We start from the raw sequence: 21,216 nt of genomic DNA on the forward strand, positions 1-21,216 counted from the left end.
CAGGTTTGGTCCGACCTGCGTCTCATGGCGCCACCGGCAGGGCGGCCCCCTTGGGCCACAGCAGCCACATCTTGCCCTGCTGACGCATCTTGCCGGCCTGCGCGCCGGCTTCCGCACCGAAGCCCCAGAAGAAGTCCGCCCGCACCCGGCCACGGATCGCGCCGCCGGTATCCTGCGCCAGCATCAGGCGGCGCACCGGCTTGCCATCGGGCATCGCAAAGCTCAGGAAGACCGGCGCCCCAAGCGGCACCGTGCGCGTATCCACGGCAATCGCGCGTCCGCCCGTGAGCGGCACGCCCAGCGAGCCCTTGGGGCCTTCACCATTAGCTGCCTCCTCGCGGAAGAACACATAGCTCGGGTTGGCATTCAGCAGCTCGGACAGGCGCTGCGGATTCTCCCGCGCCCACTTCTGGATACCCTGCGCGCTGGCCTGCGCCAGGGTCAGCTCGCCACGGTCAATCAGCCAGCGGCCAATGGACTTGTAGGGGTGGCCGTTCTGGTCGGCATAGGCGATGCGCACGCGGCTGCCATCGGCGAGTTGCACCTGTCCCGAACCCTGCACCTGCAGGAAGAAAAACTCCACTGGGTCGTGCGCCCACAGCAGCACCTTGGCCGGGAAAGCCTCGCCGGCCGCTTCAATCTGCGCCCGCGACCAATAAGGCAGCACCTTGCGCCCCTCGATCCGCCCGCGCAGGCGCAAGCTCTTCGTCTCCGGATAGACCTCGGCCAGATCGAGTTGCAGTAAATCCTCCGGCACCGCATGTACCGGCACCGGATTCTTGGCACTCTTCCAGCGGCTACCCTGGATCAGCGGCTCGTAGTAGCCGGTGATCAGGCCTTCCTGCGAGCCATCCGCATTCTGGATCTGCAGCGGCTGCAGACGTTCCTCAAGGAAGCTGCGCACCTGCGCACTGGAGGGCTTGTCACCCAAGATCTTCGCGGCTTCGCAAGTGGGCGCCCAGGCGGCCTTCACCTCGGCCTGGCGGATCGCCCGGCACGAGGCCAGCAAGCCCGGCCACGCTTCGCTCAAGGTGTCACGCGACCAGTCCGGCAACTCGCTCCAGGCGGCTTCTCGGAAGGCCGGCGCGGCCGGCGCTGACTGGCTCACCGGTGGCTCAGGCTTCTTCTCCGGCTCGGGACACACCGGGCACACCGGACAGCTCTCGCCACTCGCCGGCTCAAGCGGCACGCTTTGCGAAGCACAACCTGCGATCAACAGCCCTGCCAGAATCCACGCCTGCTTCATGCTTGCCGCCCTCGTTGGTGAAGCCGGGAAGTATACTGGGCGGCCCACGCCAATGTGTGGGAGCGGCCATCGGCCGCGCAGGGTTCGCGGCCGATGGCCGCTCCAACAGGAAAATCGCATGAGCCCCGAACTTGAACGCCTGCTGCTCCGCGCCGAACACGTACTGGCGCACTTCGAAGCCCTGCTCCCCCCTGCCCCACCCGCACCGGACTGGAACGCCTTGGCTCACCGCTGGCGCACCCGTCAGGGCCGGGGCTGGCTGGAGCCACTGCACAACCTGCACAGAATCCGCCTCACCGACCTGTGCGACATCGACGAGCAGAAAGAACGCGTCGCCACCAACACGCGCCAGTTCGTACTCGGGCGCCGTGCCAACAACGTACTGCTCACCGGCGCACGCGGCACCGGCAAGAGCTCGCTGGTGCGGGCCGTACTCACGGAATACGCCGAGCAAGGGCTGCGTGTGATCGAAGTCGACAAGACGGATCTCACCGACCTGCCGCACATCGTCGAGCTGGTCGCAGCTCGGCCAGAGCGCTTCATCCTGTTCTGCGACGACCTCTCCTTCGAAGATGGTGAGCCGGCCTACAAGGCCTTGAAAAGCGTACTAGACGGCAGCTTCGCGGCGGTGCCGGACAATGTGCTGATCTATGCCACCAGCAATCGCCGCCACCTGATGCCGGAATACATGAGTGACAACCTGCAGGCCCGCCATGGCGACGCCGAGATCCATCCGGGCGAAGCCGTCGAGGAAAAGATCTCGCTGTCAGACCGCTTCGGCCTCTGGGTGAGCTTCTACAGCTTTACCCAGGATGAATACCTTGACATCGTGCGTCACTGGCTCACAGTTTTCGGCGTCAGCCTTGCCGCGTGGGAGGACAGCATCCGTGCCGAAGCCCTGCTCTGGTCGCAGATGCGGGCCTCGCGCACCGGCCGGGTGGCCTGGCAGTTTGCGCGGGATTTTGCGGGACGCACCAACGCCTGACGACACCCCCATGCTTGACCCGCTTCAGCTCACCGGTCGCAGCGACAGCCACATCCGCGAATTCCAGTTCGCCGATGGCACGACGTTTCGCGCCCACTCCGAAGCGGCCTTCGCGTTTCTGCGCATGCGCGAGGCCGCCGCTGCCGAACGCATCGATCTGCGCCCGGCCAGCGCCTTCCGCAGCTTCGATGCGCAGCTCGGCATCTGGCAACGCAAGTGGCGCGGCGAACTGCCTTTGTACGACGAGGCCGGCAAGCTGATCGACGGCAGCACCCTGGACGACGCCGGACGCGTCAGCGCGATCCTCGAATGGTCTGCCCTCCCCGGCGCCAGCCGACACCACTGGGGTAGCGATTTCGATGTCTTCGATCAGGCCGCGCTGCCCAGCGGCTACCGCCTGCAACTGCTGCCCGAGGAATACGCCGCCCACGGCATCTTTGCCTATCTGAATCAGTGGCTGGACCAGAACATGACCCGCTTCGGCTTTTTCCGGCCCTATGATGCCGAGCGTGGCGGCCTGCATCCAGAACCCTGGCACCTCTCCTACGCGCCCGTCTCGCAAGCTGCGCTCGCCTCACTGAATCTCACGCTGCTCGAAGAAGCCATTCGCCCGGCAGAACTCCCGGGTAAATCCATCGTACTGAATCGTCTGGCCGCCATTCATGCCCGCCAGGTCTGTCTCGTCTCCAATGCCAATGCTCTGGCCTGACTCCTCCCTATCATGAAAAAAATCACTCACGTCGCCGCCGCCGTCATCACCCGCCCGGACGGCTCATTCCTCCTCGGCCAGCGCGCGCCAGACACCTTCTACCCAGGCTACTGGGAATTCCCCGGCGGCAAGGTCGAAGCCGGCGAAACGCCGCGTGAGGCGCTGGTGCGCGAGCTCGCCGAAGAGCTCGCCATCGAGGTCGAAGTGGCCCACCCCTGGCTGACCCGCGAGCATGTGTATGAGCACGCCCATGTGCATCTGCACTTCTTCGAAGTCACACAGTGGCGGGGCGAAGCACACGCCAAGGTGCACAGCGCGCTGGCCTGGCAACAGGCCGATGCACTTGAGGTAGGCCCGATGCTGCCGGCCAACGGCCCGATCCTGAAAGCCCTGCGCCTGCCGCGCGTGATGGGCGTGACGCAGGCTGCGCAGGTCGGCGTAAAAGCCCAGCTCGCCGCGCTGGATCGGGCGCTGGCCAATGGCCTCAAATGGGTACAGGTGCGCGAGCCGGACATGCCGCCCGCCGAGCGCGCCGCCTTCATCGCGGAAGTCGAAGCCCGCTGCGCCAAGGCCGGGGCCCTGTGCAGCCTGAATGCTGCCGAGATCGAAGCCTCAGCTCACCCTGGCGCAAACCTGCACCTGCCGGCCCGCCTGCTCATGCAGCTCACCGCGCGACCGGAATCTGAATGGGTCGGCGCCTCCTGTCACACCCGCGCCGAACTGGAAAAAGCCGCCGAGCTCGGGCTGGACTACGCGCTACTGGGGCATGTGCAGCAGACCCCCAGCCACGCCGGTCAGCCTGATCTGGGCTGGGTGCGCTTTGCCGAACTGTGTGCCGGGCTGCCTCTTCCGGTGCTAGCCATTGGTGGCCTTACGCCGACGGACATGGCTCACGCCCGCGCGCATGGTGCGCACGGCATGGCGATGATTCGCGGGGCGTGGGGCTGACTTGCAGGAGCGCGCGCGGCCACTGGCCGATGCTGCATGAAACCCAGCAGCCAGCTACGTTACTCAGTCCTTGTCGCTGTCATCCGACAGCGGCTCTTCCTGCCCCGGCACCACATAGGCACCCGACGCCCAGGCGCCTGTGTCAATGAGTTTGCAGCGCTCGGTGCAGAAGGGGCGGTACTTGTTTTCGGGCGCAAACAGCGCGGGTTTGCCGCATTGCGGGCAGGTAACAGTACGGGGCTTGGCGGGGCTGGAGGGCTGACTCACTGCAAGGTCTCGGGAGCGTTGGAAATGAAACGGGCTACATGCGGCTCTTCGCCATTCCAGCGGAAAGCCATGCGCCAGCAGTTGCGGCCATCGGCCTTGGCCTGATACAGCGCACGATCTGCAGCCTGCACCAGGCTGTCGACATCATGCGCGTGCAATGGGGCCAGCGCGACACCGATACTGATGCTGAGCTGGCAGGCTTCGTCGTTGAATTCGAGGCGGAGTTGTTCGGCGCGCTGGGCCACTCGCCGCGCGATATAGGCGACGCTCTCGAGGGTCGGCTGGGCCACCAGAATGGCGAACTCGTCACCACCGAGGCGGAACAGCAACTCGTTGCGGCGAATCACCTGACGCAGCTCGGTAGCCAGCGCACAGAGCATCTGGTCACCGCTCTGATGACCATGGGCCTCGTTGATGTCCTTGAAGTTGTCCACGTCAAAGATCAGCAAACCCAGCGCCTCCTTGCGCCGGTTGCTCTCGGCGAGCATGCGCCCCAAGTCTTCATGAAAGCGGCGCCGGTTATAGAGACCGGTGAGCGGATCGCGCTCGGCCAGTTCGGTGAGGCGCGCCTGGGTCTGCAGGGTTTCGGTGATGTCCTCGAAGATCCATACCCGTCCGATCAGCATGTCGCCTTCAGCGGAGGGCACGCCTGACGAGCGCTCGCGGATCACCCGGCCATCGCTGCAGTAGATGTCGTAGACGGTGTTCTCCTGCTGCTGGCTGACGACCTCTTCAACGTGCTGCAGGTAGGCCTGGTTGTCGACACGCTGCGCCCCGGTCTTGGCCAGAACGATCTCGTCGCGCACGCCCACCATGTCGTTGCGGTCGCCCAGCCCCCACATCGCCGCACAGCGCTGATTGGCATACACCACGCGGTGGTCGTGATCGACGAACAGGATGCCCACGCTGAGCATTTCCAGCAACGCCGCCAGACGCATGCGTTCATCATTGCTGCGTTTGAGGTAGTGCTCCTTGAGCGCCTGGGCGCGGCGCAAGGCAGCCACGTTTTCGAGCAGTTTGAGCTCGGCATCCTTACGCGCCTGCACATCCTGAGCGGACATGCGGATGCCGCAGATGCCGCCCTGCGCATCACGCAGTGAATACCAGCGGCAGGCATACCAGCGCAGCGTGCCGTCGCGATGCTGCACACGCAATTCCTGGCCCTCTCGCGGCTCGCCCTGCAGCGCAGCCGTCAGCATGGCCCGCAGGCTGCCGTGATCCTTGGCATACACCCACAGACAGGCCGGGTCAGCGGCCTGGAGGCATTCAGCCGCACTGTAGCCGGTCAGCGTGTGGACCGCCGGATTGGCCCACACCAGGCGCCCATCCAGATCGAAGAGCAACTCGAGGCCAGGCATGTCCTCAGCCAAGGGGCGGTAGAACTCCAGCTCGCGCTGCAGACTGGCGATCTTCTCGTCACGATCTTCCAGCAAGCGCAGCGTGGCCTCGCGGCCGCGATCAAAGAGTTCCCAGCCAAGGCTCGGCATATGCGGCAGGCTACCGTCAATGACCGAGTCTTCCAGCCGCCGGATCATGCGGCGGGCATTGTTCTGGGCGATCTCGCGCGATGCGAGAAAAGCGCCAGTCACCAGCAGGATCGTGACCAAGGCCGTGATACTCGCCGCCAGCAGCGTGGTCGCTTCGACGCCCCCATTGGCCAGGCTATCCACCACGAGGTCCACCGAGCCAGCGACAAGGCCTGCGCTCAGCGCATAGATGCGCAGCATGCGCAACCAGCGGCGATAGTGAAGGTCTTCCGGAAAGAGGCGCTTGCGCAGGTCGTGCAGCACGCGTCTGATCCTCAGCCCGGCAGCAGGGATTTGATGAAAATCTTGGAGCGACGCTGGAAGTTGTACAGATCGCGCTTGCGCTCGGGCAACTCCTCCGGCCCGGCCTCGCGGAAGCCCCGCTCGCGGAACCAGTGCTGGGTGCGTGTAGTGAGCACGAAGAGCTCCCTGTAGCCAGCGCTGCGCGCGCGCTCGGTGATGTGCTGCATCAGGCGCTCACCGAGACCGGCGCGACGGAATTCAGAAGTCACCGCAAGACAGGCCATCTCGGCCATGCCATCTTCAGGGAAGGGGTACAGCGCAGCGCAACCGACCACCACACCATCGTGCTCGGCGAGCACGAAACGATCGATCTCCATCTCGATCAGCTCGCGGCCGCGCCGTACCAGGGTGCCATCGGCTTCGAGCGGGCCGAGCAACTGCAGCAGGGTGGCCACATCGTCGATGGTCGCGTCGCGCAGGCGATGCAAGGGCTCACGGCTGACCATGGTGCCCACACCCTGACGGGTGAAGAACTCCAGCAGCAGCCCGCCGTCCTTGTCGCGATCGATCAGGTGGGCACGTGCCACGCCGCGCCGCACAGCCTTGATGGCGCGCGGCAGGAAGAGGTGCAGATCCTCGGTTAGACCGACGCCGGCATTGAGCTTGCGCTCGGCCTCTTCGGCGGTGATCGCCTCGATCAGGCGACCTTCTTCATCCAGCAAACCCGGTGCATCGCACAGGTAGATCAGCTTTTCGGCCTGCAGGGCAATCGCCACCGCTTCGGCGACTTCTTCCATCACGAGGTTAAAAATTTCGCCGGAGGGTGACACGCCGAGGTTGGAAATCAGCACCACGTTCTGCTGATCCAGATCGGCCTTGATTTCCTCGGCAATCACACGCCGCACGGTGCCGGTATATTGATAGTCGACTCCGTCAACGACACCAATCGGCCGCGCGGTAATGAAGTTGCCGCCAGTCACACGCATGTAGGCGCCGGCCATGGGCGTATTCGGCAAGCCTTGCGACAAGGCCGCCTCGATATTGATGCGGGTGACACCAACCGCCGCCTTGACGCACTCCAGCCCGGCTTCGTCGGTGATGCGCAAGCCCTTGTGATAACGCGACTCCTGCCCGCGCCGGGCCAGTTCGGCCTCGATCTGCGGCCGAGCGCCATGCACCAGCACCAGACGCACGCCCAGCGCGGCCAGCAGATTGCAGTCGTGACACAAGTCTTCCATCAGCTCGCCCTGCGCCACTTCACCGCCAAAGGCGAGCACGAAGGTCTTCCCACGGAAGGCATGGAAGTAAGGCGCGGCGCCGCGCACCCAGTCTACGAAGCGAATCGCCTCGTCATCGCCCATGCGCACCGCGGCGGAGAGGTTGGCGCTGAGTACCCGGTTTTCCTGATTCATTCTGTCCATCTCAATAGTCGCCCCACAGGGCCATCATCGCGGCCAGCGCCGCCAGACCCGCCGTCTCGGTACGCAGCACGCGCGGTCCGAGGCTCACGGGTTTGCACCCAGCGGCCTGCGCAGCCGCCAGCTCCTTGTCACTCCAGCCCCCTTCGGGGCCGATCAGCAGGCTCACTGGCTCCGTCGGGCGCGGCATCACCGACAGCTTAGTACCGCCCTCCGGCGCCAGAATCCAGCGCTCACCGGCCATCGGCTGTGCCAGCCAGGCCGGCAGTTTCTGCAGCTCACCCACCGCACATAGATGACTGCGCCCGCATTGCTCAGCGGCGGAAACCGCCACCTGCCGCCAATGCTCGATGCGCTTGCCAGCGCGATCGCCGGCAAGCTTCAGCACACAGCGCTCGGCATCCACCGGCTGAACGCCCACCGCACCGAGCTCGACCGCTTTCTGCACGATCCAGTCCATCTTGTCGGCTACCGCCAGCGCCTGTACCAGCGTTACCGCCAATGGCGCCTCACGCTGCACATCCAGCTTTCTGTCGAGGCGCACGGCCGCCTCACCATCAAGTTTGATCAGCTCGCCAAGATACTCCGTGCCCGCACCATCGAACACCACGATCGGCTCGCCATAAGTCAGGCGCAGCACGCGCAGAGCATGGTGCGCCACTTCGGCGGGCAGGCGCAGACTCTGGTTGGCAGCAAGTGGCAGGGGGCAATGGAAGCGTGGGGGCATGGTGCTATGATCGTTCAGCTCGCACGCGCGAGCGTCGAACATTATATGGCCGGGCATCCCTGGCTGCCTCGCCGAATCCACCCGAGAGTCCGCCATGCCTCTGCTTGCCCGTGCCCGTGCGCTGGAATCCGTCGTCCGCGATGTCGCCCGCGAGGCCATCATGCCGCACTTCCTGCGTGCCGCCCGTGAGTTCAAGGACGACGGCAGCTCGGTCACCGCCGCCGATCTGGCCTCGCAGCAGGCCTTGCTTGAACGCCTGCCGGAAGTGCTCGACGCCCCGGTGATCGGCGAAGAGATGACGCCCGAGCAACAGCTCGAGTGCTGGCAGGCCGGCCAGGAAGGTGTGTGGTGCATCGATCCGATCGACGGCACCACCAATTTTGCCAACGGCGTCCCGCTCTTCGCCGTCTCTGTTGCCTATCTGGTGGGCGGCGAAACCCAGTTCGGAGTGGTCTACAACCCCACCACCGACGAATCCTTCTACGCCGCCAAGGGCGCCGGAGCCTGGCTCAACGGAAAACGCCTGCCGCTGCGCGCGCCCGCCAAACGCCTGGCCTTTTCGGTGGCCGGGATCGACTTCAAACGCATTCCGAACAAGCTGGCGGCCAATCTGGTCATGACGCCACCGTATTACTCGCAACGCAACTTCGGCTCCTCGGCGCTGGAGTGGTGCTTTGTCGCGGCCGGCCGGCTGGACGTTTACCTGCATGGCGGCCAGGCCCTGTGGGATTACGCAGCCGGGCGCCTGATCCTTGAAGAAGCCGGTGGCGTGTATGGCGTGCTGGATGGCGGCCCACTGGAAGCGGCCCCGCTGCCCAAACGCGCTGTGGTGCTGGCGGCGGACCCCGGCCTCTACGGCGAATGGTTGGCCTGGCTGCAGGTTCATCGTCAATGAGCGCTCGTCACCCGATCATCGCCGTCACCGGCTCCTCCGGCGCCGGCACCAGCACCATCTCGCGCACCTTCGGCCACATTTTCCGCCGCGAGGGCATCCGCGCCGCCTGCGTGGAAGGCGATGCCTTTCACCGCTACTCACGCAGCGAAATGCAGGAAAAGATCCTTGCTGCCGAGCTACGTGGCGAGCGCGGCCCGAGTCATTTCGGAATCGCCGCCAATCTCTTCGACGAGCTCGAAGCCCTCTTTGCCGGTTATGCCGAAACCGGCCAGGGCCTCAACCGGCGCTATTTGCATGACACCGAAGAAGCCCTGCACCGCGGCCTGCCACCGGGCAGCTTCACCCCCTGGGAAGCCTTGCCCGAGGATAGCGAGCTACTCTTCTACGAAGGTCTGCACGGCGGTGTGGTGACCGACAAGGTGGATGTGGCGCGGCACGTGGATCTCCTGATCGGCGTAGTACCCACCATCAACCTGGAATGGATCCAGAAGCTGATGCGCGACATGCAGGAGCGTGGCCACAGCCTGCCTGCCGTGCAGGACACCATCCTGCGCCGCATGGACGACTATGTGCACACCATCGTGCCGCAGTTCTCGCGCACCCATATCAACTTCCAGCGCGTGCCGATCGTCGATACATCCAACCCTTTCGCCGCCAAGGATGTGCCACTGCCCAACGAAACCCTGGTGGTGGTGAGTTTCCGCAACCCTGCCGGCGTCAACTTCCCGGAACTGCTCACTCTGCTGCACGGCAGCTGGATGACCCGCCCAAATACCCTGGTCATGCCAGGCCCAATGCTGGAGCTGGGCCTACAGGTGATTTTGCTGCCTCGAATCAAGGCTTTGCTGGAGAAACGCGCTGCAGCGCAGCATTCCGGGTAAACCCGAACAGCTTGAGTTCCATCAATTCCAGCACACCCCGGCTCAGCTATCGTTTCTACGAAAATTCGTAATTCAAGGCTATCAATCGCCGGTGGCGAAGCAGCGGGGCTTGTCAGATAATGCAAGGTTCCCGACCCCTGATGGCGCACCGCCGAGATCCAACATGAGCACCCGCACCCCCAGCATCGAATTCACTCCCCTTACCGGCGCCATCCGTGCGCTGGCCATGGATGCCGTCCAGCAAGCCAATTCAGGCCACCCCGGCGCGCCCATGGGCATGGCCGAGATCGCCGAAGTGGTGTGGCGCCGCCATCTGCGCCACAACCCGGCCAACCCGGGCTGGAGCAATCGCGATCGTTTCGTGCTCTCCAACGGCCACGGCTCGATGCTGCTCTACGCGCTGCTGCATCTCACTGGCTACGACCTGCCGCTCGACGAGCTGAAAAAATTCCGTCAGCTCGGCTCCAAGACCCCTGGCCATCCTGAAGTGCATTACACCTCGGGCGTGGAGACCACCACCGGCCCGCTGGGTCAGGGCATCGCCAATGCCGTCGGTTTCGCGCTGGCCGAGAAGATGCTCGCCGCCAGCTTCAACCGCCCGGGCTTTGAAGTGGTCGACCACCGCACCTGGACCTTCCTCGGCGACGGTTGCCTGATGGAAGGCATCAGCCACGAAGTCGCCTCGCTCGCCGGCCTGTGGAGGCTCGGCAAGCTCACCGCTTATTACGACGACAACAACATTTCCATCGACGGCGAAGTCGGCGGCTGGTTTGCCGACGACACCAAGAAGCGCTTCGAAGCCTATGGCTGGCAAGTCATCGGCCCGATCAACGGCCACGATGCCGCCGCCCTGCAAGCCGCGACCGAAGAGGCCAAGGCCGACAGCGAACGCCCGGCCCTGATCATCTGCCGCACCACCATCGGCGCCGGCGCCCCGACCAAGGCCGGCACCTGCGACGCCCACGGCGCCCCGCTCGGCGCCGCCGAGATCGAAGGCGTGCGCAAGGCCATCAACTGGCCGCACGCGGCGTTTGAAATCCCCGCCGACATCTACGCCCAATGGGACGCCAAGGCCGCTGGCGCCAAGGCCGAAGGCGAATGGAACACCCTCTTCGCCGCCTATGCCGCTGCGCATCCGGAACTGGCCGCTGAACTCAAGCGCCGCGTTGCTGGCGAACTGCCGGCCAGTTTCAAGACTGCCGCTGACGCGCTGATCGAAAAGGTTCAGGCCAAGGCCGAAACCATCGCCACCCGCAAGGCTTCGCAGAACGCCATCGAAGCGCTGGCCCCGAGCCTGCCCGAACTGCTCGGCGGCTCCGCTGATCTGGCTGGCTCGAACCTCACGCACTGGTCTGGCACCAAGGATTTCCTGCCGGGCGTGACTGACGCCAACTACATCAACTACGGCGTGCGCGAGTTCGCCGAGGTAGCGATTGCCAACGGCATCGCGCTGCACGGCGGCTTCATTCCCTACACCGCGACCTTCCTGGTGTTCTCGGATTACTGCCGCAGCGCGATCCGCATGGCCGCGCTGATGCACATCCGTCAGGTGATGGTGTTCACGCACGATTCGATCGGCGTCGGCGAAGACGGCCCGACCCACCAGCCGGTGGAGCACACCGCCTCCCTGCGCCTGATCCCGAACCTGAATGTCTGGCGTCCGGCCGACACCACTGAAGCCTCGGTGGCCTGGATCCACGGCATCGAGCGCGCCGATGGCCCGACCGTGCTAGCCCTGACCCGTCAGAACCTGCCTTTCAGCGCTCGCAGCGCTCAGCAACTGGCCGACATCCGCAAGGGTGGCTATGTGCTGGTGGATGCCGCCGACGCCAAGGCCGTGATCATCGCGACCGGTTCCGAAGTCGGCGTGGCGCTGGCTGCGCAGAAGCAACTGGCAGAAGCCGGCGTACCGGTGCGCGTGGTGTCGATGCCTTGCAACCGTTTGTTCGACGCACAAGACAAGGCCTACCGCGACAGCGTGCTGGGCAAGGGTCTGCCGCGCGTGGCCATCGAAGCCGGCGTGTCGGACGGCTGGTACAAGTATGTCGGTTTGGATGGCATCGTCATCGGCATGGACCGCTTCGGTGAATCCGGCCCCGGCGGCACGCTGTTCAAGCACTTCGGCTTCACGCCCGAGAAGGTGGTCGAAGCCGTCAAGAGTCTGGTTTAGACTGTTTGTTTTTCGCGCACCGGGGTGCTCCCCCGCTCCGGTGAAGCCGGCAGGATTCAACAGTCCGGCGCAGCACGCGATGGTGGTGGATTGTTCAACAATTATTTTTGTTCTCAGGAGTAAGACAAGATGGCAATCAAAGTCGGCATCAATGGTTTCGGTCGTATCGGCCGCATGGTGTTCCGCGCCGCCGTGCAGAACTTCAAGGACATCGAGATCGTTGGTATCAACGACCTGCTCGAGCCTGATTACCTTGCTTACATGCTCAAGCACGACTCCGTGCACGGCAAGTTCAAGGGTGAAGTCTCCGTTGAAGGCAACACCCTGATCGTGAACGGTCAGCGTATCCGCCTGACCGCCGAGCGCGATCCGGCCAACCTGAAGTGGAACGAAGTCGGCGCCGATGTCGTCGTCGAGTCCACCGGCCTGTTCCTCGAGAAGAGCGGCCAATGGGGCGCTGACAAGCACCTCGCCGCCGGCGCCAAGAAGGTCGTGATGTCGGCTCCGTCGAAGGACGACACCCCGATGTTCGTGTACGGCGTGAACCACGCTAGCTACGCCGGTGAGGCCATCATCTCCAACGCATCCTGCACCACCAACTGCCTGGCTCCGGTCGCCAAGGTGCTGAACGACACCTTCGGCATCAAGCGCGGCCTGATGACCACGGTGCACGCAGCTACCGCTACCCAGAAGACCGTTGATGGCCCGTCCAACAAGGACTGGCGCGGTGGTCGCGGCATTCTGGAAAACATCATCCCCTCCAGCACCGGCGCCGCCAAGGCTGTGGGCAAGGTGATCCCCGAGCTGAACAAGAAGCTGACCGGCATGTCCTTCCGCGTGCCGACTTCCGACGTTTCCGTGGTCGACCTGACCGTGGAACTGAACAAGGAAGCCAGCTACGAAGCCATCTGCGCCGCCATGAAGGCTGCCTCTGAAGGCGCCATGAAGGGCGTGCTGGGCTACACCACCGAGAAGGTCGTGTCGACCGACTTCCGTGGCGAATCCTGCACCTCCGTGTTCGATGCCGACGCCGGCATCGCCCTGGACTCGACCTTCGTCAAGATCGTGTCCTGGTATGACAACGAGTGGGGCTACTCCAACAAGGTGCTGGAGATGGTCCGCGTCGCAGCCAGCAAGTAAGACCCGAACGAGCCGCTGAGAACCAGCGGCTCGTTTTTTTCGGCTCCCGCCGGGAGGTTGGCCATGCAGTTCCGGAAACTCAGCGATCTCGATCTCGCCGGCAAGCGCGTGTTCATCCGTGCCGACCTCAATGTGCCGCTCGACGACAGCGGCAACATTGGTGACGACACACGCATCCGCAGCGCACTACCGGCGCTGCAGATGGCCCTCGCTCAGGGCGCAGCGGTGATGGTCACCTCGCACCTGGGACGCCCCGCCGAAGGTGAGCCAAACCCTCAGGACTCACTGGCACCAATCGCTACGCAACTGAGCCGCTTGCTGGGCCGCCCTGTACCGCTGGTTCCGAACTGGATCGGCGGAGATTTCGAACTCGAACCCGGCCAGATCGTACTGCTCGAAAACTGCCGCCTCAACAAAGGCGAAAAGAAGGACAGCCCCGAACTCGCCGCCCGCCTCGCGAAGCTCTGCGACATTTACGTCAACGACTCTTTCGCCACCGCCCACCGCGCCGAATGCACCACCCACGCCCTGGCGCTGGCTGCGCCGATCGCCTGTGCCGGCCCATTGCTGGCCGCCGAGCTGGAAGCACTCAGCAGCGCCCTGGAAACGCCAGAACGCCCCTTGCTGGCGATTGTTGGTGGCTCCAAGGTATCCACCAAGCTCGCCATCCTTGATAGCTTGGCCGACAAGGCCGATCAGCTGATTCTTGGCGGCGGGATCGCCAATACCTTCCTGCTGGCGGCCGGTTACCCGATCGGCCGCTCGCTGGTGGAGACCGATCTGGTGCCTGACGCCCGGCGCATTCTCGACAAGATGGTCGCACGTGACGCAGCAGTGCCCCTGCCGGTGGACGTGGTGGTGGCGCGGGAATTCTCGCCGCACGCCGAAATTTCGATCAAAAGCGTCGCCGATGTGGGCGATGAAGACATGATTCTTGATATTGGTCCGGAAACCGCTGGAAAACTCACGGCACAATTGCAGACTGCCCGTAGCATCGTGTGGAACGGACCGCTCGGCGTCTTCGAATTCGACGCCTTCGCCGAAGGCACCCGCATGCTGGGCAAGGCGATTTCAGAATCCTCGGCCATGAGTCTGGCAGGTGGTGGCGACACCATCGCCGCCATCGCCAAATTCGGCATCGCAGAACAGATCGGTTACATCTCGACCGCCGGCAGTGCTTTCCTCGAGTTTCTCGAAGGCAAGACTCTGCCAGCCATTGAAGCCCTGCAGCAACGCGCACACTGAACCGCCCGGAATTCACTACTACCGCTAAACTCCGCCTCCCGATGAGCAAACAAGATACTCCGGCTGCCAAGCCTGCAAAGAAACCCGCCGCGCCGCGTAAAGCTGCGCCCAAGGCTGCCCAGGCAAAAACCGCCACTCAATCCCCCTCTCTCCAAAACACTTCCAACGAAGGAGTCTCCATGCAACGTCACACCAAGATCGTCGCCACCCTCGGCCCGTCCTCCAATGATGCCGAAACCCTCGAGCGCATGATCCGCGCCGGTGTCGACGTCGTGCGCCTGAACTTCTCGCACGGCAAAGCCGAAGATCACATGAACCGTGCCAACGTGGTGCGCGAAGCCGCCAAGCGCGTCGGCAAGCCGGTCGCCATCCTCGCCGACCTGCAAGGCCCGAAGATCCGCGTCGGCAAGTTCGCCAACGGCAAGACCTTCCTCGAGAAGGGTCAGAGCTTCATCCTCGACGCTGAATGCGAACTGGGCAACGACGAGCGCGTCGGCCTCGACTACAAGGAACTGCCCAACGACGTGAAGCCGGGCACCATCCTGCTGCTGAACGACGGCGCCATCGTGCTGGACGTGGAAAAGGTCATCGGTGCCGAGATCCACACCCGCGTGCGTCATGGCGGCGAGCTGTCCAACAACAAGGGCATCAACCAGAAGGGTGGCGGCCTGACCGCTCCGGCGCTGACCGCCAAGGACATGGAAGACCTCAAGACCGCTGCCGCCATCGGCATCGAGTACGTGGCCGTGTCTTTCCCGAAGAACGCGGCGGACATGTACATGGCCCGCACCCTGCTGCGCGCTGCCGGCTCCAATGCCCTGACCATCGCCAAGATCGAGCGTACCGAAGCGGTTGAACCGCAAACCCTGCGCGAAATCCTCGAAGCCTCTGACGGCCTGATGGTCGCCCGTGGTGACCTGGCTGTGGAAGTCGGCGAAGCTGCCGTGCCGGCCCTGCAGAAGAAGATGATCAAGCTGGCCCGCGAGATGAACAAGCTGGCCATCACCGCGACCCAGATGATGGAGTCGATGATCTCCAGCCCGGTGCCGACCCGCGCCGAAGTGTCCGACGTGGCCAATGCCGTGCTGGATGGCACCGATGCCGTGATGCTGTCGGCCGAAACCGCTGCCGGCAAGTACCCGGTTGAAGTGGTCGAAACCATGGCCCGCGTCTGTGAAGAAGCCGAGAAGTCCTACCCGAACACCCTGGACCAGGACTTCCTGAACCGCAACTTCACCCGCATCGACCAGTCGATTGCCATGGCCGCCCTGTTCTCGGCCCACCACCTCGGCGCCAAGGCGATCGTGGCCCTGACCGAATCGGGCTCCACTGCGCTGTGGATGAGCCGCATGCACTCGGGCACCCCGATCTACGCCCTGACCTCGCAGCAAGACACCGTCGGCAAGACCGCGCTGTACCGTGGCGTGTTCCCGATCGCCATGCCGCGCATCACCGACAGCAGCGAACACCTGCTGCACGAAGCCGAACTCACCCTGATCAAGCACAAACTGGTGCAGCCGGGTGACATCGTGGTCGTGACCGTGGGCGAACCGCTGGGCCAGTCCGGTGGTACCAACAGCCTGAAGATCGTCAAGATCGGCGGCTGAGCCTAAGCCCGCTATGCGGGTTTATGCAGCAGCCCGCCTGAAGGCCAAAAACGGCTCTCCTTGCAAAAGGGGGGCCGTTTTTTCATGAGGCGGGAATTGTGCACATGCGATAACAAGTTCAGCACGGTAGAATCGCGTCCTGCAGGGTGGCTGCCAGCAGTCATCACGAACACTTCGACAATCCCAGAGGACTCCCATCATGGCTCTCGTTTCCATGCGCCAGCTGCTCGACCACGCAGCCGAATTCAGCTACGGCCTGCCCGCGTTCAACGTAAATAACCTTGAACAGGTCACCGCCATCATGGAAGCCGCCAATGAACTGGACAGCCCGGTGATCATGCAAGCCTCCGCCGGCGCCCGCAAATACGCCGGTGAAGCTTTCCTGCGCCACCTGATCGACGCCGCCGTCGAAGCCTATCCGCACATCCCGGTCGTCATGCACCAGGATCACGGCCAGAGCCCGGCCGTGTGTATGGCCGCAATCAAGAGTGGCTTTTCCTCGGTGATGATGGACGGCTCCCTGCTGGAAGACGGCAAGACCCCGTCCTCCTATGAATACAACGTCGAAGTCAGCCGCGAAGTGGTGAAGTTCTCGCACGCCATCGGCGTTTCCGTGGAGGCTGAACTGGGCTGCCTCGGCTCGCTGGAAACCGGCATGGCCGGTGAAGAAGACGGTATCGGCGCCGAAGGCAAGCTGGATCACAGCGCCATGCTGACCGATCCGGATCAGGCCGTCGACTTCGTCAAGCGCACCCAGTGTGACGCACTGGCGATTGCCATCGGCACCAGCCACGGTGCCTACAAATTCACCCGCAAGCCCACTGGCGACATCCTCGCCATCGACCTGATCAAGAAGATCCACGAGCGCCTGCCCAACACCCACTTGGTGATGCACGGCTCGTCCTCCGTGCCGCAGGATCTGCTGGCAATCATCCGCCAGTACGGCGGCGACATCGGCGAAACCTACGGCGTGCCGGTCGAGGAAATCGTGCAGGGCATCAAGTACGGCGTGCGTAAGGTGAACATCGACACCGACATCCGCCTGGCCATGACAGCCGCCGTCCGCAAGTACCTGTTCGAGAATCCTTCCAAGTTCGACCCGCGCGACTACCTCAAGCCGGCCCGTACCGCCGCCCAGGCCATCGTCAAGGCGCGCATGGAAGCTTTCGGTTGCGCCGGTCAGGCCAGCAAGATCCGCCCGATCGCGCTGGACAAGATCGCCGCGGCCTACAAGAGCGGCGCACTGGCCCAGCAGGTCAAGTAAGCAAGTACTTGCCGCACTGACAAGGCCTCCCGCGCGGAGGCCTTGTTCTTTTCAAGGACTCAGTAACGCCCGGTGCGCCGATCGTAGGCCTGTGAAAACCGCTGGCTCAGATCCGGATCACGCTCGACCGGTCCTTTGGCATCGAACTGCACGCGCACGCTACCATCGGCCTGCCGCCAGACCTGAATCGTCACCGCGATACCTTCGCGCGAGCCCCGGATCACGCCACTGGCCTGATCCTGACTGCTCAGGGTGATCCCGGCATCCTGTGCTGCGGCCAGCGCACCGTACCAGGCCCGCTCGAAGTTGCTTGGCGAAGCCGAAAGCTGGCCAGGGCCAGGGGGCGATTCGTAATAAACACACGCCGCCAGCACGCTGGTGGTCAGTGCCGCAAGAAGAGCGGAGCGAAGAATTCTATACATGCGACCTCCCGACAACGCGTGCTTGGCAGCCGCATTGTGCCATCAGGCCGCAGCCGTCTCGCGCAATAAGCCCTCACCTGCACCAAGGTCCAGCTAAGATCGGCCTCACGCCTCGTACCGACAGATCATCACCTTGCCACATACCGCTCCCCCTTCCGACGCAGCCGAAGAACTCGAACTCGCCGCCTCTGACGACGCCATCGAGGCCTATCTCGCCCGCTTCAATGCCCGCCTGATCCACGGCAACGACGCCATCTCCATCGAAGTGAGCGGCGAAGCCGCTGGCGTGCCCTTCCGGCTGGTGCCGGATCGAGGCTCGCTGGCGCGGGTGATGAAGTGGCGCAAGCTGCATGCGGTGCAGCGTCTGGCCCTAGTACAGGAGCGCCTGAATGCCGACACCCTGGCCGAGTTGCAGGTCGAGATCGAGCACTTCATCGCCGGCGTTGAGCGCCGCGCACGCCAAGCGGGGCTGGATGCGCTGCCTTTACTCGGCGCGCTGCAAACCGGCCGCGAGCTCGCCAGCCGGCGCTTCCAGGTGGTGGAAGACCGCCTCGCCGAGGCGCTCTTCCAGCAGAAAGAACACAGCCAGGCCGAGGCCGCGCTGCACTCCGTGCGCCTCGCCCGTTACCCGGAATCCTTCGAGCTGGCCACCGGCATGCGCCGCCGCTTCATCGCCATTCTCGGTCCGACCAATTCCGGCAAGACCCATCAGGCCATGGAAGCGCTGGCCGCGGCCGCAAGCGGTGTGTACCTCGCACCACTGCGTCTCTTGGCACTGGAGAACTACGAGCGTCTGGTGGATCGGGATGTGGCGGTGAGCCTCGTCACCGGTGAAGAGCGCCGCCTCACCGAAGGTGCTACCCATGTCGCCAGCACCATCGAGATGATGGACGCAACGCGCGCAGTGGAAATCGCCATCATCGACGAGATCCAGATGCTCGAAGATCTGGAGCGCGGCTCGGCGTGGACCGCTGCGGTCTGCGGCGTACCGGCAAAAACCGTGTACCTGCTCGGCTCACTGGCGGCGCGCCCGGCGATCGAAGCACTCGCTCAGCGCCTGGAGTGCCCGCTGGAGGTCATCACCTTGCAGCGCAAGTCGCCACTGGAGATGGAAGCGCAGTGCGTTGGCAATGTCGGCAAACTGCAGCGCGGCGACGCGCTGATCGCCTTCTCGCGCCGCGAAGTGCTGGAATGGGCGGCAAACATCACCAAAGCCGGGCTCAAGGTGGCAACGATCTACGGCAATCTCTCGCCCGAGGTGCGCCGCGCCCAGGCCCAGCGCTTCCGCGATGGTGAGGCCGACGTGGTGGTCGCCACCGACGCCATCGGCATGGGCCTGAACCTGCCGATCCGGCGCGTGGTGTTCAGCACCGCAAAAAAATACGATGGCATCTCCGAAGACATCCTGCCGGCCTGGCTCACCCACCAGATCGCCGGCCGGGCGGGGCGCTACGGCATTCACGAAGCCGGCCATATCGCCGGATTCGACGATCACACCCACCGCCTGATTGCACGCCTGATGAAGACCCACGCCAGCGCCCTGCCGCGGCGCGGCTTCTACGTCACGCCTTCGCTGCAGCAGCTCGAAGCCATCGCCCGCGCCACCGGCGAGAAATCGCTGGCCAAGCTGCTCGAACTCTTCTCGCGCAACATCGATCTATCGGACGATTTCTTCCTGCCCGGCAATCTGGAGGAACAGATCAATCGGGCTTTATGGCTTGATCAGCTGCGCCTGCCGCTGGCGCAGCGCTTCACCTTCTCGCTGGTGCCGATCTCCAGCCGCGTACCGATGCTCAACGACGCCTGGCAGGGCTGGGCGCGCAATGTCTCCCGGCAACGCCCCAACTACCTGAGCGAAGATCTGGAAGCCTTCGAGCGCGCCCGCTTTCCGCTGCAAGCTGCCGAAGACGCCTGCAAGAAATACTCGGCCTATGCCTGGCTTGGCTATCGCCTGCCGGATTACTTTCCGGACGCCGAAGCGGCCGTGGCGATTGCCCGCGAAACCTCGGAGCGCGTCGACCAGATGCTCGCCAGCCAGCACCAGAGCCACCAGCGAGCTGCCGTGCGGGACGACCGCTTCGGCCACAAATCCGGCCAGCGCCGCAGCAGCGGGCCATCGCGCGGCGGGCATCTGCGCCGGGGGCGCTGAAGATTCGCCTTGCCGCAGGTTTCCACTACAATTGCGCCTCCCCCAACGCAACACAGGAATCCCGTCATGGCACGCATGGTCAAGTGCATCAAGCTCGGCACCGAGGCCGAAGGCCTCGACTTCCCGCCCGTTCCCGGCGAACTGGGCAAGAAAATCTGGGAAAACGTCTCGAAAGAGGCCTGGCAGCAGTGGATCAAGCATCAAACCATGCTGATCAACGAAAACCGCCTCAACCTGATGGACCCGAAGGCCCGCAAATATCTCGCCGAACAGATGGATCGCCATTTCTTCGGCGGTGGCGCGGATGCCGCCACCGGCTTCGTTCCGCCCGCCCAGTAAGCGGCCAGAGACTGCGCCCGGCGCCGGATAGCTTCCGGTGCCCGAGCCTGTTTCCGCTTCCCTTCATTCCTTTCCACGGTTTCCCGCCATGAGCCAGCCCCTCTACGAATCCTCGATCAACAGCCTGCCGCTGCTCGCCCGCGGCAAGGTGCGCGACATCTACGCTGTCGATGAGGACAAGCTGCTGATCGTTACCTCGGATCGCCTGTCGGCCTTCGACGTGATCCTGCCGGACCCGATCCCGCGCAAGGGCCAGGTGCTCACCCAGACGGCCCTGTTCTGGTTTGACAAGCTGGCCCACATCCTGCCCGGCCAGCTCACCGGCATCGCTCCGGAAGACGTGGTGACCGCCAGCGAACGCGATCAGGTGCGCGGCCGCGCGCTGGTCGTGAAGCGCCTGAAGCCCCTGCCGATCGAAGCCGTGGTGCGCGGCTACATCATCGGCGGTGGCTGGAAGGATTACCTCGCCACTGGCCAGGTCTGTGGTCACACCCTGCCGGTCGGCTTGAAGCAGGCAGCCAAACTGGCACAGCCGCTGTTCACGCCCTCGACCAAGGCCGAGATGGGCACGCACGACGAGAACATCGACTTCGCCAAGTGCGTGGAACTGATGGGTGAAGACCTGTCCGCCCGCGCCCGTGATGCCGCCATTCGGCTCTACGCCGAAGCGCGTGACTACGCCGCCAGCCGCGGCATCATCATTGCGGACACCAAGTTCGAGTTCGGCGTGGATGCTGCCGGCACCCTGCACCTGATCGACGAAGCGCTGACGCCGGACTCCTCGCGCTTCTGGCCCGCCGACAGCTACGCCGAAGGCATCTCGCCGCCGTCCTATGACAAGCAGTATGTGCGCGACTATCTCGAGACGCTGGACTGGAACAAGACCGCCCCGGGCCCGCGCCTGCCGGCTGACGTGATCGAGAAGACCAGCGCCAAGTACGTGGAAGCCTACGAGCGCCTCACCGGCAAGCAACTCGCCGACTGAGCCTGCCGCACCTCCCCGCACTCAGCAAGGGCCGCCCAGTGCGGCCCTTG

Annotated in this window: 19 protein-coding genes; 13 read left to right on the forward strand and 6 right to left on the reverse strand. The window is 64.3% G+C overall.

The features are described 5' to 3' along the window. Window positions 1–22 precede the first annotated feature (22 nt). Complete coding sequence (locus Q3Y64_RS08445; protein WP_303560939.1) at window positions 23–1,246, reverse strand: murein transglycosylase A; 1,224 nt, start codon at window positions 1,244–1,246, stop codon at window positions 23–25. Between the two features lie 118 nt (window positions 1,247–1,364). Here Q3Y64_RS08445 and Q3Y64_RS08450 point away from each other — a divergent pair, with 118 nt between their 5' ends. The 3 genes from Q3Y64_RS08450 to Q3Y64_RS08460 are packed head-to-tail and all read left to right on the forward strand — an operon-like array spanning window position 1,365 to window position 3,888. After that, window positions 1,365–2,231: an ATP-binding protein gene (locus tag Q3Y64_RS08450; RefSeq protein ID WP_303560941.1), complete on the forward strand. Its 867-nt coding sequence runs from the start codon at window positions 1,365–1,367 to the stop codon at window positions 2,229–2,231. Window positions 2,232–2,241: 10 nt separating this feature from the next. Next, window positions 2,242–2,940, forward strand: a complete 699-nt coding sequence (locus Q3Y64_RS08455) for a M15 family metallopeptidase (RefSeq protein ID WP_101942124.1) — start codon at window positions 2,242–2,244, stop codon at window positions 2,938–2,940. Between the two features lie 12 nt (window positions 2,941–2,952). Further along, entirely contained in the window at window positions 2,953–3,888 is a 936-nt protein-coding gene (locus Q3Y64_RS08460; protein WP_303560944.1) for a Nudix family hydrolase, read from the forward strand. A gap of 63 nt (window positions 3,889–3,951) precedes the next feature. Here the strand turns inward: Q3Y64_RS08460 and Q3Y64_RS08465 are convergent, their stop codons facing one another. From Q3Y64_RS08465 to Q3Y64_RS08480, 4 genes are all read right to left on the reverse strand, one after another. Beyond that, complete coding sequence (locus Q3Y64_RS08465; protein WP_101942126.1) at window positions 3,952–4,155, reverse strand: DNA gyrase inhibitor YacG; 204 nt, start codon at window positions 4,153–4,155, stop codon at window positions 3,952–3,954. Beyond that, window positions 4,152–5,945 carry a diguanylate cyclase gene (locus tag Q3Y64_RS08470; RefSeq protein ID WP_101942127.1) on the reverse strand — a complete coding sequence of 598 codons (1,794 nt, stop codon included), beginning with the start codon at window positions 5,943–5,945 and terminating at the stop codon, window positions 4,152–4,154. The genes Q3Y64_RS08465 and Q3Y64_RS08470 overlap by 4 nt, the downstream gene beginning before the upstream one ends. Before the next feature lie 11 nt (window positions 5,946–5,956). Next, window positions 5,957–7,285, reverse strand: coding sequence for an amino-acid N-acetyltransferase (argA, locus tag Q3Y64_RS08475; RefSeq protein ID WP_170021278.1), 1,329 nt, complete (start codon window positions 7,283–7,285; stop codon window positions 5,957–5,959). A 61-nt stretch (window positions 7,286–7,346) separates the two neighbouring features. Then, the gene (locus Q3Y64_RS08480; RefSeq protein ID WP_101942247.1) at window positions 7,347–8,069 is read right to left on the reverse strand and encodes a 16S rRNA (uracil(1498)-N(3))-methyltransferase; all 723 of its coding nucleotides are present in this window, start codon (window positions 8,067–8,069) and stop codon (window positions 7,347–7,349) included. A gap of 94 nt (window positions 8,070–8,163) precedes the next feature. Here Q3Y64_RS08480 and Q3Y64_RS08485 point away from each other — a divergent pair, with 94 nt between their 5' ends. The 7 genes from Q3Y64_RS08485 (at window position 8,164) to fba (ending at window position 17,271) form a co-directional block, all read left to right on the forward strand. Further along, window positions 8,164–8,964, forward strand: a complete 801-nt coding sequence (locus Q3Y64_RS08485; protein WP_170019528.1) for an inositol monophosphatase — start codon at window positions 8,164–8,166, stop codon at window positions 8,962–8,964. Further along, window positions 8,961–9,845, forward strand: coding sequence for a phosphoribulokinase (locus Q3Y64_RS08490; RefSeq protein ID WP_170019526.1), 885 nt, complete (start codon window positions 8,961–8,963; stop codon window positions 9,843–9,845). Before Q3Y64_RS08485 ends, Q3Y64_RS08490 begins: the two co-directional genes overlap by 4 nt. Window positions 9,846–10,008: 163 nt before the next feature. After that, window positions 10,009–12,015 (forward strand): transketolase, encoded by a 2,007-nt coding sequence (gene tkt / locus Q3Y64_RS08495; protein ID WP_303560949.1) that lies wholly within the window; start codon window positions 10,009–10,011, stop codon window positions 12,013–12,015. A gap of 129 nt (window positions 12,016–12,144) precedes the next feature. Continuing rightward, on the forward strand, window positions 12,145–13,155 hold the full coding sequence (gene gap, locus Q3Y64_RS08500; protein WP_170019522.1) for a type I glyceraldehyde-3-phosphate dehydrogenase: 1,011 nt from the start codon (window positions 12,145–12,147) through the stop codon (window positions 13,153–13,155). Between the two features lie 63 nt (window positions 13,156–13,218). Next, window positions 13,219–14,400, forward strand: a complete 1,182-nt coding sequence (locus Q3Y64_RS08505; RefSeq protein WP_303560952.1) for a phosphoglycerate kinase — start codon at window positions 13,219–13,221, stop codon at window positions 14,398–14,400. A 179-nt stretch (window positions 14,401–14,579) separates the two neighbouring features. Next, a complete protein-coding gene (gene pyk, locus Q3Y64_RS08510; RefSeq protein ID WP_101942135.1) occupies window positions 14,580–16,007 on the forward strand; it encodes a pyruvate kinase in 1,428 nt (475 codons plus the stop codon). A gap of 199 nt (window positions 16,008–16,206) precedes the next feature. After that, the gene (gene fba / locus Q3Y64_RS08515; protein ID WP_101942136.1) at window positions 16,207–17,271 is read left to right on the forward strand and encodes a class II fructose-bisphosphate aldolase; all 1,065 of its coding nucleotides are present in this window, start codon (window positions 16,207–16,209) and stop codon (window positions 17,269–17,271) included. Between the two features lie 59 nt (window positions 17,272–17,330). Here the strand turns inward: fba and Q3Y64_RS08520 are convergent, their stop codons facing one another. Continuing rightward, a complete protein-coding gene (locus tag Q3Y64_RS08520) occupies window positions 17,331–17,693 on the reverse strand; it encodes a hypothetical protein (protein ID WP_101942137.1) in 363 nt (120 codons plus the stop codon). A gap of 133 nt (window positions 17,694–17,826) precedes the next feature. Here Q3Y64_RS08520 and Q3Y64_RS08525 point away from each other — a divergent pair, with 133 nt between their 5' ends. From Q3Y64_RS08525 to Q3Y64_RS08535, 3 genes are all read left to right on the forward strand, one after another. Next, entirely contained in the window at window positions 17,827–19,842 is a 2,016-nt protein-coding gene (locus Q3Y64_RS08525; RefSeq protein WP_303560957.1) for a helicase-related protein, read from the forward strand. Window positions 19,843–19,908: 66 nt separating this feature from the next. Then, on the forward strand, window positions 19,909–20,181 hold the full coding sequence (locus tag Q3Y64_RS08530) for an oxidative damage protection protein (RefSeq protein WP_101942139.1): 273 nt from the start codon (window positions 19,909–19,911) through the stop codon (window positions 20,179–20,181). Window positions 20,182–20,269: 88 nt separating this feature from the next. Next, window positions 20,270–21,166, forward strand: coding sequence for a phosphoribosylaminoimidazolesuccinocarboxamide synthase (locus Q3Y64_RS08535; RefSeq protein WP_101942140.1), 897 nt, complete (start codon window positions 20,270–20,272; stop codon window positions 21,164–21,166). Window positions 21,167–21,216 lie beyond the last annotated feature (50 nt).

Origin of the sequence: Uliginosibacterium sp. 31-12, assembly GCF_030548425.1 — a bacterium.
Classification (GTDB): domain Bacteria; phylum Pseudomonadota; class Gammaproteobacteria; order Burkholderiales; family Rhodocyclaceae; genus Uliginosibacterium; species Uliginosibacterium aquaticum.

Excerpts from the sequence above, each read along its gene's own strand:
- Q3Y64_RS08445 (WP_303560939.1), bottom strand. The coding sequence starts at position 1,246 with ATGAAGCAGGCGTGGATTCTGGCAGGGCTGTTGATCGCAGGTTGTGCT.
- Q3Y64_RS08450 (WP_303560941.1), top strand. The coding sequence starts at position 1,365 with ATGAGCCCCGAACTTGAACGCCTGCTGCTCCGCGCCGAACACGTACTG.
- Q3Y64_RS08455 (WP_101942124.1), top strand. The coding sequence starts at position 2,242 with ATGCTTGACCCGCTTCAGCTCACCGGTCGCAGCGACAGCCACATCCGC.
- Q3Y64_RS08460 (WP_303560944.1), top strand. The coding sequence starts at position 2,953 with ATGAAAAAAATCACTCACGTCGCCGCCGCCGTCATCACCCGCCCGGAC.
- argA (WP_170021278.1), bottom strand. The coding sequence starts at position 7,285 with ATGGGCGATGACGAGGCGATTCGCTTCGTAGACTGGGTGCGCGGCGCC.
- Q3Y64_RS08480 (WP_101942247.1), bottom strand. The coding sequence starts at position 8,069 with ATGCCCCCACGCTTCCATTGCCCCCTGCCACTTGCTGCCAACCAGAGT.
- Q3Y64_RS08485 (WP_170019528.1), top strand. The coding sequence starts at position 8,164 with ATGCCTCTGCTTGCCCGTGCCCGTGCGCTGGAATCCGTCGTCCGCGAT.
- Q3Y64_RS08490 (WP_170019526.1), top strand. The coding sequence starts at position 8,961 with ATGAGCGCTCGTCACCCGATCATCGCCGTCACCGGCTCCTCCGGCGCC.
- tkt (WP_303560949.1), top strand. The coding sequence starts at position 10,009 with ATGAGCACCCGCACCCCCAGCATCGAATTCACTCCCCTTACCGGCGCC.
- gap (WP_170019522.1), top strand. The coding sequence starts at position 12,145 with ATGGCAATCAAAGTCGGCATCAATGGTTTCGGTCGTATCGGCCGCATG.
- Q3Y64_RS08505 (WP_303560952.1), top strand. The coding sequence starts at position 13,219 with ATGCAGTTCCGGAAACTCAGCGATCTCGATCTCGCCGGCAAGCGCGTG.
- pyk (WP_101942135.1), top strand. The coding sequence starts at position 14,580 with ATGCAACGTCACACCAAGATCGTCGCCACCCTCGGCCCGTCCTCCAAT.
- fba (WP_101942136.1), top strand. The coding sequence starts at position 16,207 with ATGGCTCTCGTTTCCATGCGCCAGCTGCTCGACCACGCAGCCGAATTC.
- Q3Y64_RS08520 (WP_101942137.1), bottom strand. The coding sequence starts at position 17,693 with ATGTATAGAATTCTTCGCTCCGCTCTTCTTGCGGCACTGACCACCAGC.
- Q3Y64_RS08530 (WP_101942139.1), top strand. The coding sequence starts at position 19,909 with ATGGCACGCATGGTCAAGTGCATCAAGCTCGGCACCGAGGCCGAAGGC.
- Q3Y64_RS08535 (WP_101942140.1), top strand. The coding sequence starts at position 20,270 with ATGAGCCAGCCCCTCTACGAATCCTCGATCAACAGCCTGCCGCTGCTC.